The following is a 13,651-nucleotide window of genomic DNA, read 5'->3' as shown; positions in this document are numbered from 1 at the left end:
TAATCAGTAGAATAATCGTATATTTGAGTAGTCTGCTATTATAAAAATTAATTCATGATGCTTATGAATGCCATTTTTAAGATAATCGAATTGATCAAATCTTTCTTACTTGAAATTGGAGAACTTTCCTATTTTGCCGGTCGCTTTTTCAGAGAGTCTTTCAGACGTCCCTTTGAATTTAAAGAATTTCTTCGTCAATGTTTTTATATGGGGAATCGCTCTTTGCTGTTAGTTGCTGTTACTGGATTTATTATAGGTTTGGTTTTTACTTTACAGTCACGCCCTACTCTACTTGAGTTTGGCGCCGTTTCTTGGATGCCCTCTATGGTAAGTATTTCAATAATTCGAGAAATAGGCCCTATTATCACAGCTTTAATTTGTGCAGGACGTATTGGTTCCGGTATTGGTGCTGAATTAGGGTCCATGCGCGTTACAGAACAAATTGATGCTATGGAAGTATCTGGTACCAATCCATTCAAATACTTAGTGGTCACCAGAATTATGGCTACTACTTTAATGCTTCCCCTACTCGTCTTTTTTGGCGATGCTATCGCTCTTTTTGGATCGTATTTGGTTGAAAATGTAAAAGGGCATGTATCTTTTTTACTGTACTTCAATCAGGTCTTTAATGCGTTGGAATTTGGAGATCTGATACCTGCTACAATCAAAAGCTTCTTTTTTGGCTTTGCTATTGGCTTAGTAGGATGCTTTAAAGGGTATTATTGTAAAAAAGGAACGGCAGGTGTTGGTGTGGCCGCTAATTCTGCAGTAGTCTATACCTCTATGCTCCTTTTTATTATCGATTTTATAGCTGTTTTTGTTACTAATATATTTTATGATTTATAACTAATTATGAGTACCAATATACAAGAGAGAAAAATTATTATAGAAATCAAAGACTTGAAAAAAAGCTATGGAGACAATCATGTTCTAAATGGTTTTAACATGACTTTGCATGAAGGTGAGAACTTGGTTATTATGGGAAAATCAGGCTCAGGCAAATCTGTAATGATTAAATGCCTGATCGGGCTAGAAAAGGCTGATAGTGGCTCCATTATGGTTATGGGAGAGCAAATTGGAGAGCTCAGTCGAACAACATTGGATGAAATCAGAACAGAAATTGGCTTTCTTTTTCAGGGGAGTGCATTGTATGATTCGATGACCGTCAGAGAAAATTTAGAATTTCCATTGCGTCGTCACACTAAAAAATTCGGAGTCCTAAAAGACACTACACCTTTAGTGATGCAAGCACTTGAAAATGTGGGATTAGCACATGCCGTAAACTTAATGCCAGCCGAACTTTCAGGCGGAATGAAACGTAGAATTGCCTTAGCGAGAACCCTAATTCTACAACCTAAAATTATTCTTTATGACGAACCCACAACAGGATTAGATCCTATCACAGCCAAAGAAATATTGATATTAATGAAATCAATCCAAGAAAAATACAATACATCATCTATCATCATTACACACGATGTCGATTGTGCCAGAGTAATTTCGAATAGAATGATATTACTGGTCGACGGTATTAATTATGCCGAAGGAACATTTGATGAATTATCAACTTCAACAGATCCAAAAGTGCAAGCTTTTTTTAAATAAGTATAGACATGGAAAAAACAACATCACAAAAAATAAGATTAGGCCTTTTTGTAATAATTGGGTTACTGATTTTTATATTAGCTACCTATCTCATTGGCGATAAGCAAAAAATGTTTGGAAAAACAAGTCATTTGGAGACTGTTTTCAATAATGTAAATGGTTTGCAAATAGGAAATAATGTCCGCTACTCCGGTGTAAATGTAGGAACTGTTCGTGGGATTGAAATGCTCAATGACACTAACATCAAAGTGGACATGATTATTGACAAGACTATCTTTAAACACATAAAGAAAGATGCAGTAGCTACTATTGGTTCGGATGGACTAGTTGGGAGTATGATTATAAATATTCTGCCTGGAAAAGGAACTGACGCGCCCGTTGAACCAGGAGATGAAATTCGCTCTGTAAATCGTGTCAGTACAGATGAATTATTGAACACCCTCAGTAAAACAAATAATAATGCAGCACTACTTACTGAAAACTTACTCACAATCACCGAAGAAATTAATGCTGGAAAAGGAACTATAGGCCTCTTATTAAATGATGCTGAGCTAGCTAGAGATTTAAAACAAACCATGCATTATTTAAAAATATCAGGAAGAGAAACCTCAAATGCCACTAAAAATTTAAACAAACTTCTTGAATCGATGAACAATAAAGACAACGTAATAGGTCTTTTAAAAGATACAGCTGTCGCCAATAGTATAAAGACAATCGTTAATAATCTAGATAATTCAAGTTTAGAAATAAATAGGGTTGTGACTAATCTTAATAAAACCATTCTAAACATTAAAGATGGAAAAGGCGCCTTGAACTACCTTTCTAATGATCCCAACCTTGTAAATAAAATTGACTCAACAATGACTAATGTCAATGAATCCAGTGCTAAACTAAACGAAAATTTAGAAGCTTTAAAACACAATTTTCTCTTCAGAGGTTACTTCAGAAGACTAGAAAAACAAAAAATAAAGGAACAAAAAAAGTAACATTTAAAAACTACAGATAAAGGAATCACAAAATAGTCCATTATCATTACTGTAGAAAAGCTAGGCGTAATTCTGAGTCCCACTAACTTATAAATTGAAAATATGGACGTACTATACCCCGGTATTTATCAAGTTGGTCTTGAAGACAAACACAAAATATAAACTAAAGTGCTGACTCTACTTTTTTTCTAATACTCACTTAATAATGGAGAAATACTCCGAATCATAGCTAGCTTCTGTTACTTTTATAAAAATTAGAGACTGCAAAAATTAAAAATTAGAGCATTTACTTACAGCTTATTAGCTTCTAAAAACAATGCTAAATCGCAAATATTTATTTATATTTAAAAATATATTTATGTTTTGACAAGCTAATGTATTATATTTCAGAAAATAGATCTCCATTATTGCTTGTGGAAACCATTAAAAATTAAAAAATATAATTAATTTTCTATGACAGTTATAATTTCACTTTGTCTGCTGCTGCTCATCGCATATTTATTTGACCTTACGGCATCAAGGACAAAAATACCATCAGTTATACTATTATTACTTTTAGGGTGGGTCGTTAGAGAAGCAACTTACTTTTTTGATATTGACCTACCAGATCTTACCGCTACTTTACCTGTATTAGGTACAATTGGACTTATTCTGATCGTATTAGAAGGTTCATTGGAACTAGAACTCAATAAATCTAAAATTGGATTGATAAAAAAATCATCTATAGGAGCTTTCTTGCCTTTGATTGTGTTAGCGTTTTCCCTTGCCTATTTGTTGCATTATTATGGAGGATACTCTTTTAGATCTAGTCTGATAAATGCGATTCCTTTTTGCGTAATCAGTAGCGCCATCGCGATTCCAAGCGTAATAAACCTTTCTTCTAGTCAAAAGGAATTTATCATTTACGAAAGTAGCTTATCTGATATTTTTGGAGTCGTATTCTTCAATTTCATTGCCTACAACTCTAGCTTTGGCTTAGAAACATTTGGATACTTTTGTCTGGAGATACTAATCATAATTGCAATCTCTTTTGTAGCAACTATATTACTATCCTTTCTTTTAAATAAAATTCAACACCACATTAAGTTTGTACCAATCGTTCTGCTCATTATACTAATTTACGAAATATCAAAAATATTCCATTTACCAGCACTTATTTTCATCCTAGTCTTTGGACTGTCAATTGGTAATTTAGATGAGTTAAGACACTACAAATGGACACAACAGTTTAGACTTGACCTACTGAACAAGGAAGTTCATAAGTTTAAAGAATTGATAATTGAAGCTACGTTTCTGGTTAGAGCATTATTCTTTCTTTTATTTGGGTATTTGATTAAAACCACTGAAATTGTAAATCCAGATACGTTTATCTGGGCTGTAGGAATTGTAGTAATGCTTTTTATTTTGCGTTTCATTCAGCTTAAAGTTTCTAAAATGCCTTTATTTCCTTTGCTTTTTGTAGCACCTAGAGGGCTTATTACAATCTTATTATTCTTGGGTATCGCTCCTGAGCATATGATCCTTTTAGTCAACAAGTCATTAATTATTCAAGTAATCTTGATGACAGCAATTATAATGATGCTTGGTTTAATGATAACAGCTAAAAAGAGAAAAACAATTCTAGAAGAAATAAGGAGAGCAAAAGAGGCAGAACTTAATGAAAATATAGCAGTCTAAAAAAAACCGCCAATTGGCGGTTTTTTTTTACTTAAATACTTTTTAAAGCATCTATCAATACGTCTATATCTTCTTTAGAATTGTAATGACTAAAAGAGATACGCAAACTTGGTTTTCTTAAATCTTCATCCGAAAGCATTTCAGCTAATACATGTGATGCCCTGATGCTTCCGCTCTGGCAAGCACTTCCCCGTGACACTGCAATCCCTTTCATATCTAAATGAAATAAAATCATGGCTGTTTTGTCCTTAGAAAAAGGCAATAAAACATTTAGCATATTGTAAAAACCGTCTTGACTTCCATTAACGATAAATCCAGGAAAATCGATTTCAAGTTGTTCAATTAAATACTTTTTCAATTCGGAAATCTGAGCTCTTTCAGTCTCTAAATTGGCATAGGAAAGCTCCATCGCTTTTGCCATTCCTGCTATTTGATGTACTGCTTCTGTTCCAGCTCGCAATCCTTTCTCTTGTTCACCGCCATAAAATAATGGTTGCAAGCCTGAATTTTTCCGTACGAATGCAAATCCCACACCTTTAGGACCGTGGAATTTATGAGCACTAGCAACCAAAAAATCAATAGGCAGCTCCTTCAGGTCAATTTCTTTCTTTCCAATAGACTGAACCGTATCAGAGTGCAATAGCGCATTGTATTGTTTGCATATTGGTGCAACCCTACTTAAATCTAAAACAGTTCCTATTTCGTTATTAACATGCATCAGACTCACTAAGGTTTTATGATTCTGCGCTAACAGTTCAACTAAATTTGTGATATCAATTTCTCCATTTGGCTTGACAGCAACGTAATCTACCTGAATATCAAATTCTTTCTGCAATGCCTGAACCGTATATAAAACTGCGTGATGCTCAATTTTACTGGTTATAATGCGCTTTACTTTCAAATCTTCCACAGCAGAACGAAGGATCCAATTATTGGCTTCCGTCCCACAAGATGTAAAAATAATTTCTTGGGCAGCAGCATTCAACTGCTTTGCAATTGATTTTCTGGAAAGTTCTAAAACACTTTTGGCATTTCGGCCAAAACTGTGAGTTGACGAAGGATTTCCGAAATCTTCTGCCATCACTTTGGTCATTTCTTGAATAACTTCGGGTCTTATGGCTGTCGTTGATGCGTTATCGAGGTATATCTTTTTCATTACTGCAAAGTTATGAAATATCAATTGTGTATTCTCCAATATCAATTGTCAATTTTTTAGCTATTTTTGTAAAAATATATTTTACAATGAAAAGAGTTCTAAGCCTATTGGTTTTTGTGTTAGCATTAAATGGTTGTGATGATGGTAATTTAATTCAAGAAGACATTAACTTCGAAGACGTAACAACCGAAAGTTGTTCTACAAATGATCTTATTTACAAGCTAAATGATAAAGAGGCACTGATTCTTGACATCCCTACTACCTCATTTACAACTGAACCTTCAACTGTAGGTGCGCCAACTATTATTGATATAAACTCAACAAATAGAGTTGTTTATCGACTTTACAATGGTACAGTTGCAACTGATAACATTTGTGAAACAATTGCGCCTGCAACACCTTACGTAACGGACCAATGGAGCGCAACAGCCGGTCAAATACAAATTTTTACAACGGCAGTAAAAACAGTAAACACAACTCAAAACAGTACCCGAATTACAGGCTACAATCATAACATAGTTTTCAAAAATATTACTTTTGCAAAAACTAACGGAACCCAAGTTTATGAAACATTCCCTTTTGGGGATTACGTAACTACAGCTACGAGTTTACCTTTTCTTTTTGATGAAACAGTAGAAAAATGTGGGACTTCTAATCAAATTTACAACTACACCACCAGTGAGGCACTAATGCTTAATATAGATCCAAGTCTAATTGTCAACGAAGCAACACCATTAAATACCCCTCGAACAGGGGTTATTGGAACGTCTACAAACATCTTTACTTATCGCTTATTTTCGGGGTTATTAACGGCATCCTATTTCTGTAATACAACAACCCCAACTACTCCTACCTTGAGCCAAGAATGGAATGGTGTCGCAGGTGTTCCAGGAACTAGTGGTATCATCGAAGTAACCACTACAACGAACGGACCGGGAAATTATAAACATACCATTGTCATTAAAAAAGCAACTTTAAAAAAAGGAAATAACAGTTTTTTACTGGGTGATAGTTTCACTTATGGAGTCCTATTAACCTCTAATTAATCGACCAGTTCTAGCCTAAAAAAAAACAAAAAATAGTCCCGTTTGTAATTACAAACGGGACTATTTTTTAAACTGACAGCATTTTATTTACTGTTTTGTTTAATAAATACTTCAGTGGCACCTTGACCATATTTTTGATAATTACCTTCCTGAAAAGCAATATTGTCATAGCGTCCCAATAAAAAATCCAGCTCTGCTTTTAGCACACCTTCACCAACACCATGAATAAAAACAATCTTCGGAATACGGTTGCGAATAGCAAATTCGATATGACGTTTAGCTGTTTCAGATTGCAAAGTAAGAATGTCGTAATTTGACATCCCTTGTTTGTTTGGCACCAATTTCTCTATATGTAAATCGAATTCCGGGGCTGATCTTTCGTGCTTATCTTTGCGTTCTTTAACAAAACTCCTCGGTTTTGGGATCTCTTTTTCTTTTGCTATTTCATCTCTATTAACTCTTCTAATAGAATCCATTAAGTTACTGGAATCGTTCATGTTAAGTAATTCATTGACAAAAAATGTCATCATGAATCCGTCCTCTGTTTCTATTGTAACCTCTTTATCTTTCACAGATACGACTACTCCATTTATGGCTTCGTCCAGCACTGAAACTTTATCTCCTTTATTAAACATCTTTTTCTTCTTTATCTTGATTATCTTGATTTTTACTCGGCGTTTTAGCGCTCAACTGCATCATGCCAAACATAAAAACGGCAATTGCAATTACGGTTATATACACATTTTTTTCCGCACTTACCTGCTCAAAGAAAGCAACAAGTATTGCCACAATCATCATTGGAATTATTAATTTTTTCATTTCTTTACCTATCAGATTCCAAATGTAATAAATTTAAAATTGGCTCTCTTTTTTATTAAATGGTTTGCTGAAATTTTGTAAATTGTAAAAAAACAAAACCTTTGAATTTAGAAAAATATATGATTCCTTGTCTAAGCAAAACACTCTTTGGAGTGGAGTGTTTGGGCTGTGGTTTTCAACGTTCATTCCTCTTACTTTTAAAAGGGGATCTTACCGCTTCTTTCCAAATGTATCCTGCCCTATTTACCTCGCTTTTATTTTTAGTCCTTCTTGGTTTTCATTTTATTTACAAGGGATTTATTTCTCAAAAATTAATTTTAGTTGTCGCTTTTATTAATGTTCTTTTTATGATTGCCGGTTACTTCTACAAACATTTTTAAGGAACTTCGATTAACCACAATTCAGCTCATTTATTTATTGATCCTACTCAAGATATCATTCATCATTTCGATTTGTATCTTTTGAATTTCTATTAATTCTTCTTGTTGATGTCTCACTAAATGATCCAGTTTTTCATGCAGCATTCTAATTTCAAGTTCCGATTTTAGATTAATCATATAATCCCTTCTCGCTCTGTCTCGATCTTTTTCTTCTTGGCGGTTTTGACTCATCATAATAACCGGAGCTTGCAAAGCCGCAAGACAGGATAAGATTAAATTCAATAAAATAAAAGGATAAGGATCAAATCCTTTATTGTACAAGATATATATATTTGATAAAATCCAAAGTACAATAAAAACTCCAAAAAGGATTATAAACTTCCAACTACCTCCAAAATCAGCCACTTTATCAGCGATAATCTGTCCAAAAGTTCGAGGCTCTGCTTTTTCTTCAATTGTACTTACCAGAGAGTCATACTCTTTTAGTTCATCATTAATTTTACTTTCAATATTCGAAAGCGCCCCTATTTCATTGGATAAATAGCTTGAGATGTATTTTTCCTTATATAAATTTAATTCTGTAACAGATAAAGATTGCTCTTTCGAAAAATTAGGGAAATCGTTTTGCATCAATGCTAAAATTGGATTTCGAATTATTTTCCCGGAGATCTTATCTTTCAAAGGGAATTCCTTATTTGAGAGATCACTTTTAAAAGTAGGTATACTAGCCATCTATATCGTTTTTACTATGCTAATTTACGGATTTAAAAACCTCCTTTTTAAAAAATAATGAACTCTGTACCTATTAGAATTTAAATCAGCACTCTTCTACTGAGACTATGGTCATTCTTCGAGTTTAATTCAAAATAGTTCAATATATTTGTTTCGTCTTATTTTTTGAGACCAAAAACAAAATTATGATCAAAAAGCACCTCAATTTTCACTTTTTTTTATCAATTTCTGAAGGAAATTGTTGTTGCAATGCCTAATTTCTGCATATTTAAAGCCTTTTCTACTAACCATTCAATCCCATAATCATGACAAAAGATCTGATTATTAAAAATATAATCTCTTTAAAGGGACATTCTTCAATTAATTACGGAATCAAAACAAAAATAGAAGATTTTACTGAAAAATTATTCTATACTTTATTTGATGCCAATGCTCCTTTGAGCGAAAGCATTGACGAACTTAAAATTCTTTTCAAAGAAATTTCTGTAATCGCCTGCAAAAAACCAAAAGGAATCTGTGATTCTATTTGGGATCAGTATCTGGAAAAATTGCCTTCGGTTCTTGAAAAACTAAATCAAGATGCTAATTATTTTTTAGAAAATGATCCTGCTTCCAATAGCATCGAGGAAGTATACCTTGGCTACCCTGGATTTTATGCTATCGCGATTTATAGACTAAGCCACGAACTTTATGTTTTAGACCTGCTCCTCTTTTCAAGATTAATGAGCGAATATGCCCATAGAATTACGGGAACAGACATCCATGCAGGAGCCAAAATAGATTCACCCATTTTCATTGATCATGCGACGGGTATCGTAATTGGAGAAACAACCGTTATCGAAAAAAATGTGAAAATATACCAAGGGGTAACCTTAGGGGCGCTTAGCGTGAGCAAAGATATGAAAAATGCAAAAAGACATCCTACGGTGGAGCAAAACGTATGCATTTATGCTAATGCTACCATTTTAGGAGGAAATACCGTAATCGGAAAAAACAGTATCATTGGTGGGAATTCATGGATTACCAAATCCATTCCTAAAAATTCACTAGTGACCAATACCACAACCACAGAAGTAAAAATAAAAGAACTAAGATAGCATGGAGCCTAAAAAATTATTAGACCTGATTGGGAATACCCCCTTGGTCGAAAGCGTCAATTTGATTAAAAATAAGAATGTAAAATTATTGTTGAAGCTCGAAGGAAACAATCCTGGAGGTTCTGTAAAAGATCGTGCTGCCTATAATATGATTGTATCCGCTTTAGAAAGAGGGGACATTAAAAAAGGAGATAAATTAATTGAAGCCACTAGTGGAAATACGGGAATCGCATTAGCCATGATTGCCCAATTATTAAATATAGAAATCGAACTTGTATTACCCGAAGATTCTACTAAAGAGCGTACCCAAACCATGCGCGCTTATGGTGCGACGGTAATCCTAACTTCTGCAAAAGAAGGAATATTAGGCTCAAGAGATTATGCCGACAAAAAGGTAGCTGAAGGCGGTTATATCATGTTGAACCAGTTTGCCAATGAAGACAACTGGAAAGCCCACTATAAAACAACAGGTCCAGAGATATGGAATGATACGCATGGCACCGTAACTCATTTTGTTGCTGCTATGGGGACCACAGGTACTATTATGGGAACGTCTACCTACCTAAAAGAACAAAATTCAAATGTACAAATAGTTGGTGCGCAACCGAGTGATGGATCTCAAATTCCAGGTATTCGAAAATGGCCGCAGGAATATTTGCCTAAAATCTTTGATGCCTCAAAAGTGGACCGTATTATTGAAGTAAGTGAAACAGAAGCACGTGCAATGACCAAGCGACTGGCGCTTGAAGAAGGTGTTTTTGCGGGAATGAGCAGCGGTGGTTCTGTGGCGGCGGCCTTGAAAATTGCCGAAGAATTAGAATCGGGGGTCATTGTTGCCATAATCTGTGACCGAGGTGATCGCTATTTATCATCTGATTTATTTGATTAAGATGATACAAATTATAAGGACCTCTGCTGAAAATCCTGATTTTATCGCCTTAATACAGGAACTCGACAAAGATATTGAAAATCGCGACGGGGAGGAACACAGCTTTTATGCGCAGTTTAACAAAACGGACAGCATCAAACACGCGTTAGTCGTTTACGAAGACGAAAGAGCCATTGGTTGTGGCGCTTTTAAAGTGTACAAAGACGAAGTTGCCGAAATAAAAAGGATGTTTGTTAATCCGGAAGACCGTGGTAAAGGCATAGCCTCAAAAATTCTGAAAGAATTGGAGTCTTGGGCAGAAGAAGAGAACTTCAAAAGCTGCATTTTGGAAACCGGTAAAAAATACCCGGAAGCCATCGCACTGTACAAGAAAAATGGCTTCGTCATAACCTCAAATTACGGACAATACGAAGGAATAGACGATAGTGTCTGTTTTAGTAAATCAATTTTAAAATAAGAAAAGGCTCCATTAACATAATGGAGCCTTTTCTTATTTATTTCAAACTTCTTTTTTATAGCAATGTGGCTGTTGTAGAAATCGCGGCAGTCAGTAATTTAGATATCGGACAGTTCTTCTCTGCTTTTGTGACTTGTTGTTGAAAAGCATCATCAGAAATCCCTTTTATTTTAGCATTTACCGTTAAATGAGAACTAATAACGGTTCCATCAACTAGATCAATATCGCATTTAGTCTCAATACTTTCAATTTCGAAACCCTCTTCGGTAATATAAGCCGAAAGTTGCATCGTAAAGCAACCTGAATGTGCTGCAGCTACTAATTCCTCAGGATTTGTACCTGTACCTTCTTCAAAACGAGATTTGAATGAATATTGAGTATTCTCTAATGTTTTACTTTGTGTCGTAAGCTTTCCAGCACCTTCCTTAAGAGAGCCGTTCCATACTGCGGTTGCATTTCTTTTCATAATTGTGTTTTTTTTTTAATTTACTCAAAGCTACCCTTTTTAAAATGTAAGTTTTTAAGCCCATCCTTTTTTTAACTAAATTTTAAAATTTGTCTTCAAATTGAAGGTGTGAGAATTAAAAAGCCAACCCAAATCTAATTGGACTGGCTTTAAACTAACCATTATTTAAAATTTAATTATTTTTTAATTAATCTAACTGTTTTTGTCTCAATTCCTTGATTGATTACTGTTATGTATGAACCTGCTGGTAAATCTTCACCAAATAGTGTAGGTTGTGCGTCATTTTTATTAATGACTTTTACCAATCTGCCCAATAAATCAAACACTTTCACTTCCACTTTTTCATTGCTACCTCCCTCAATTGCCAATGTAAATTGATTATTAGAAGGGTTAGGGTAAGCGATTACATTGAATGGAACCAGTTCCAATCCTACTGGTGCTAATATTATTTTCTTAGCCGTTACTACTGAACTGCTGCGGGCAGTTGAAGCATTTACTGTTAGAGCTAAAGAGTTAGTGCTAGTAGCGAATTTAGAATCACCACTATAATAAGCAATAATATCATGTGAACCAGCAACTAGATTAGCAATTTTTAAAGTTACTGAAGTCACTCCACTTGTTGTACTAACTACCCCTTTTGAAAGGTAATTTGCCCCATCATAAAAATAAACATAACCTGAAGGATTTGCAGAATTTGATTCTGTAATTGTTGCTTTAAATGTTATTTCTGTACCATAATTAACCGGTGATGTAACTGGACTTTGCATTACAAAACCTAAAGCTGTTGGAATAGTACCAATGGAACTTGAGGAGCCATGAACCTGAAGGTTACCTCCATCTATAATCTGTTCTGCAGATTGTATTCCGTTCCAATTACTTGAGAACCAAACTCCACCTTTGCTTGAAGTAACTGTAATTCCTATAGAATCATATTTCCCAGGCTCACCCATATCGGTCATTGTTACGTGTAGTAAAGCACCACCATCAACTGACGTTGGATAACCATCCGTTACGTACATCTTGATGTATTCAGGTGAAGCAGAATTGGTATAGGTAATATCTTTAATATTACATTTACCATCAAAGACTGCTTTTGCTGGACCTGTAGTAGATGATTCGACAATTAAGCTCAAAGAACTCATTGCATTCCCTTTGATCTGATAAACATGTAATTTGCCGTCAGCTTCAGTTCTACGGAAAATAGAATTGATATTACCCTGAAGGTTTTTACCGCTTTTGTTGTACTTGACATTAAAACCAAAATTATTTTTTCTACCAGCATCGCCAGCAAGTTGACCATTAGAGTTTTTAAGTATCATATAACCACCTCCTGTGATGAAGTCATTAAGCGGTTTGGAAACTGTTATTACAGTATTGTCATCAGAATTATTTCTTATATAATAGCCATTGTCAACTATCATTCCAATTGTATACTGTTCAGAATCTCCACTACCTGTACTTGCACTATTCCAAACATAGCTTACAGTTCCAGTTTTTAAATCAGCAAGATTAACTAAACCAACAGATAACCAATCAGAAATAGGTGCATCACCAGCATCCCGATTAACAAACCTCACTTTAGCATATCTGATATCACCTGCATAGGCATCATATAAAGGATCCCCTGATTCGGCAGTAACATCCCTTACTGTTGCATTCAAAACAACAGTTGCAGTGTTTGAAGTACTGCTTGAAGTCGAAACAAATGTCGACCCTGTATAATAAACACGGGCATCTTCTTGAGTTACTGTTAACGGTCCAGTATTATCATTTGTTATACCACTTAGATTACTTGAATTAGGCGTAAAAACTGCAATTACCTTATATGTACCAGGAGCTTGGGTGATAATAAAGTCTTTACTAACGGTGTTTCCTGACGTGAACGAAGCTGAACCAAGCGTGATGATTGGGTTGCTATTCAGTTGAATTTTAAATGCTACAGTACCACCAGTAGCATTTAATTCAGCTTGACCAGTTGAAGAAGTAACAGTCGCGATTAAAGTAACTTGATCAGAATACTGAACAGAAACAGAAGCAACAGTAACAGATGTTGATGCAGGAGTGATAGTAACATTAACTGTACCACCGATAACTTTATAGTTTGTATTAGATGAAGTAAGGTTATTTGTGACAAAACTGGTGTAAAATCCTTGGTTACTGCTTGAAACAGTTGCGCTACCCCCAATTGAAACAGGATCACCGTTTACAATGTTGCCTGCAATTAAGTTTGCTGCTGCAAAGGTCACTGAACCATCGAATGCTCTTGTTCCTGTGAAGTTAAGTGAGCGTTTGGTTATTGCCAAAGTTCCATTTACATATGAAACATCGTAGTTGCTTGTTA

At 34.8% G+C, this 13,651-nt stretch carries 15 protein-coding genes; 9 read left to right on the top strand and 6 right to left on the bottom strand.

Annotated elements, in window-relative coordinates:
- Window positions 1-63 precede the first annotated feature (63 nt).
- The 4 genes from AAC069_RS13475 (at window position 64) to AAC069_RS13460 (ending at window position 4,268) form a co-directional block, all read left to right on the top strand.
- On the top strand, window positions 64-846 hold the full coding sequence (locus AAC069_RS13475; RefSeq protein ID WP_176980640.1) for an ABC transporter permease: 783 nt from the start codon (window positions 64-66) through the stop codon (window positions 844-846).
- 6 nt (window positions 847-852) lie between these two features.
- On the top strand, window positions 853-1,605 hold the full coding sequence (locus AAC069_RS13470) for an ATP-binding cassette domain-containing protein (protein ID WP_339920979.1): 753 nt from the start codon (window positions 853-855) through the stop codon (window positions 1,603-1,605).
- An 8-nt stretch (window positions 1,606-1,613) separates the two neighbouring features.
- Window positions 1,614-2,591, top strand: a complete 978-nt coding sequence (locus AAC069_RS13465) for an MlaD family protein (protein WP_339920978.1) — start codon at window positions 1,614-1,616, stop codon at window positions 2,589-2,591.
- 453 nt (window positions 2,592-3,044) lie between these two features.
- Window positions 3,045-4,268, top strand: a complete 1,224-nt coding sequence (locus tag AAC069_RS13460; protein WP_339920976.1) for a sodium:proton antiporter — start codon at window positions 3,045-3,047, stop codon at window positions 4,266-4,268.
- 31 nt (window positions 4,269-4,299) lie between these two features.
- On the opposite strand, the gene AAC069_RS13455 is transcribed toward AAC069_RS13460, so the two are convergent.
- Window positions 4,300-5,424: a cysteine desulfurase family protein gene (locus tag AAC069_RS13455; protein ID WP_339920975.1), complete on the bottom strand. Its 1,125-nt coding sequence runs from the start codon at window positions 5,422-5,424 to the stop codon at window positions 4,300-4,302.
- An 86-nt stretch (window positions 5,425-5,510) separates the two neighbouring features.
- Here AAC069_RS13455 and AAC069_RS13450 point away from each other — a divergent pair, with 86 nt between their 5' ends.
- Entirely contained in the window at window positions 5,511-6,470 is a 960-nt protein-coding gene (locus AAC069_RS13450; RefSeq protein WP_339920973.1) for a hypothetical protein, read from the top strand.
- Window positions 6,471-6,553: 83 nt separating this feature from the next.
- Here the strand turns inward: AAC069_RS13450 and AAC069_RS13445 are convergent, their stop codons facing one another.
- Together AAC069_RS13445 and AAC069_RS13440 are read right to left on the bottom strand one after the other, a co-directional pair.
- Window positions 6,554-7,105 (bottom strand): Smr/MutS family protein, encoded by a 552-nt coding sequence (locus AAC069_RS13445; RefSeq protein WP_339920972.1) that lies wholly within the window; start codon window positions 7,103-7,105, stop codon window positions 6,554-6,556.
- The gene (locus tag AAC069_RS13440) at window positions 7,098-7,289 is read right to left on the bottom strand and encodes a hypothetical protein (protein ID WP_091092786.1); all 192 of its coding nucleotides are present in this window, start codon (window positions 7,287-7,289) and stop codon (window positions 7,098-7,100) included. Before AAC069_RS13440 ends, AAC069_RS13445 begins: the two co-directional genes overlap by 8 nt.
- A gap of 101 nt (window positions 7,290-7,390) precedes the next feature.
- Here AAC069_RS13440 and AAC069_RS13435 point away from each other — a divergent pair, with 101 nt between their 5' ends.
- Entirely contained in the window at window positions 7,391-7,669 is a 279-nt protein-coding gene (locus AAC069_RS13435) for a DUF2752 domain-containing protein (RefSeq protein WP_339920971.1), read from the top strand.
- A gap of 30 nt (window positions 7,670-7,699) precedes the next feature.
- On the opposite strand, the gene AAC069_RS13430 is transcribed toward AAC069_RS13435, so the two are convergent.
- Entirely contained in the window at window positions 7,700-8,401 is a 702-nt protein-coding gene (locus tag AAC069_RS13430; protein ID WP_339920970.1) for a DUF1003 domain-containing protein, read from the bottom strand.
- Between the two features lie 305 nt (window positions 8,402-8,706).
- Here AAC069_RS13430 and epsC point away from each other — a divergent pair, with 305 nt between their 5' ends.
- Genes epsC through AAC069_RS13415 form a run of 3 tightly spaced genes read left to right on the top strand, consistent with a single transcriptional unit; the run spans window position 8,707 to window position 10,844 of the window.
- On the top strand, window positions 8,707-9,498 hold the full coding sequence (epsC, locus tag AAC069_RS13425) for a serine O-acetyltransferase EpsC (RefSeq protein WP_339920969.1): 792 nt from the start codon (window positions 8,707-8,709) through the stop codon (window positions 9,496-9,498).
- A gap of 1 nt (window position 9,499) precedes the next feature.
- Window positions 9,500-10,387: a cysteine synthase CysM gene (gene cysM / locus AAC069_RS13420; protein WP_339920968.1), complete on the top strand. Its 888-nt coding sequence runs from the start codon at window positions 9,500-9,502 to the stop codon at window positions 10,385-10,387.
- Window position 10,388: 1 nt separating this feature from the next.
- Entirely contained in the window at window positions 10,389-10,844 is a 456-nt protein-coding gene (locus AAC069_RS13415) for a GNAT family N-acetyltransferase (protein WP_339920967.1), read from the top strand.
- 55 nt (window positions 10,845-10,899) lie between these two features.
- On the opposite strand, the gene AAC069_RS13410 is transcribed toward AAC069_RS13415, so the two are convergent.
- Both AAC069_RS13410 and AAC069_RS13405 read right to left on the bottom strand, forming a co-directional pair.
- On the bottom strand, window positions 10,900-11,310 hold the full coding sequence (locus AAC069_RS13410; RefSeq protein ID WP_339920966.1) for an OsmC family peroxiredoxin: 411 nt from the start codon (window positions 11,308-11,310) through the stop codon (window positions 10,900-10,902).
- Between the two features lie 176 nt (window positions 11,311-11,486).
- A partial coding sequence (locus tag AAC069_RS13405; protein WP_339920965.1) for an Ig-like domain repeat protein occupies window positions 11,487-13,651 on the bottom strand: 2,165 nt, incomplete at its 5' end.

Source organism: uncultured Flavobacterium sp. (assembly GCF_963974175.1).
In the GTDB taxonomy this organism is placed as follows: Bacteria; Bacteroidota; Bacteroidia; order Flavobacteriales; family Flavobacteriaceae; genus Flavobacterium.
The sequence above is the reverse complement of the archived record's forward strand: the minus strand, read 5'-3'. Positions and strand labels throughout refer to the sequence as shown.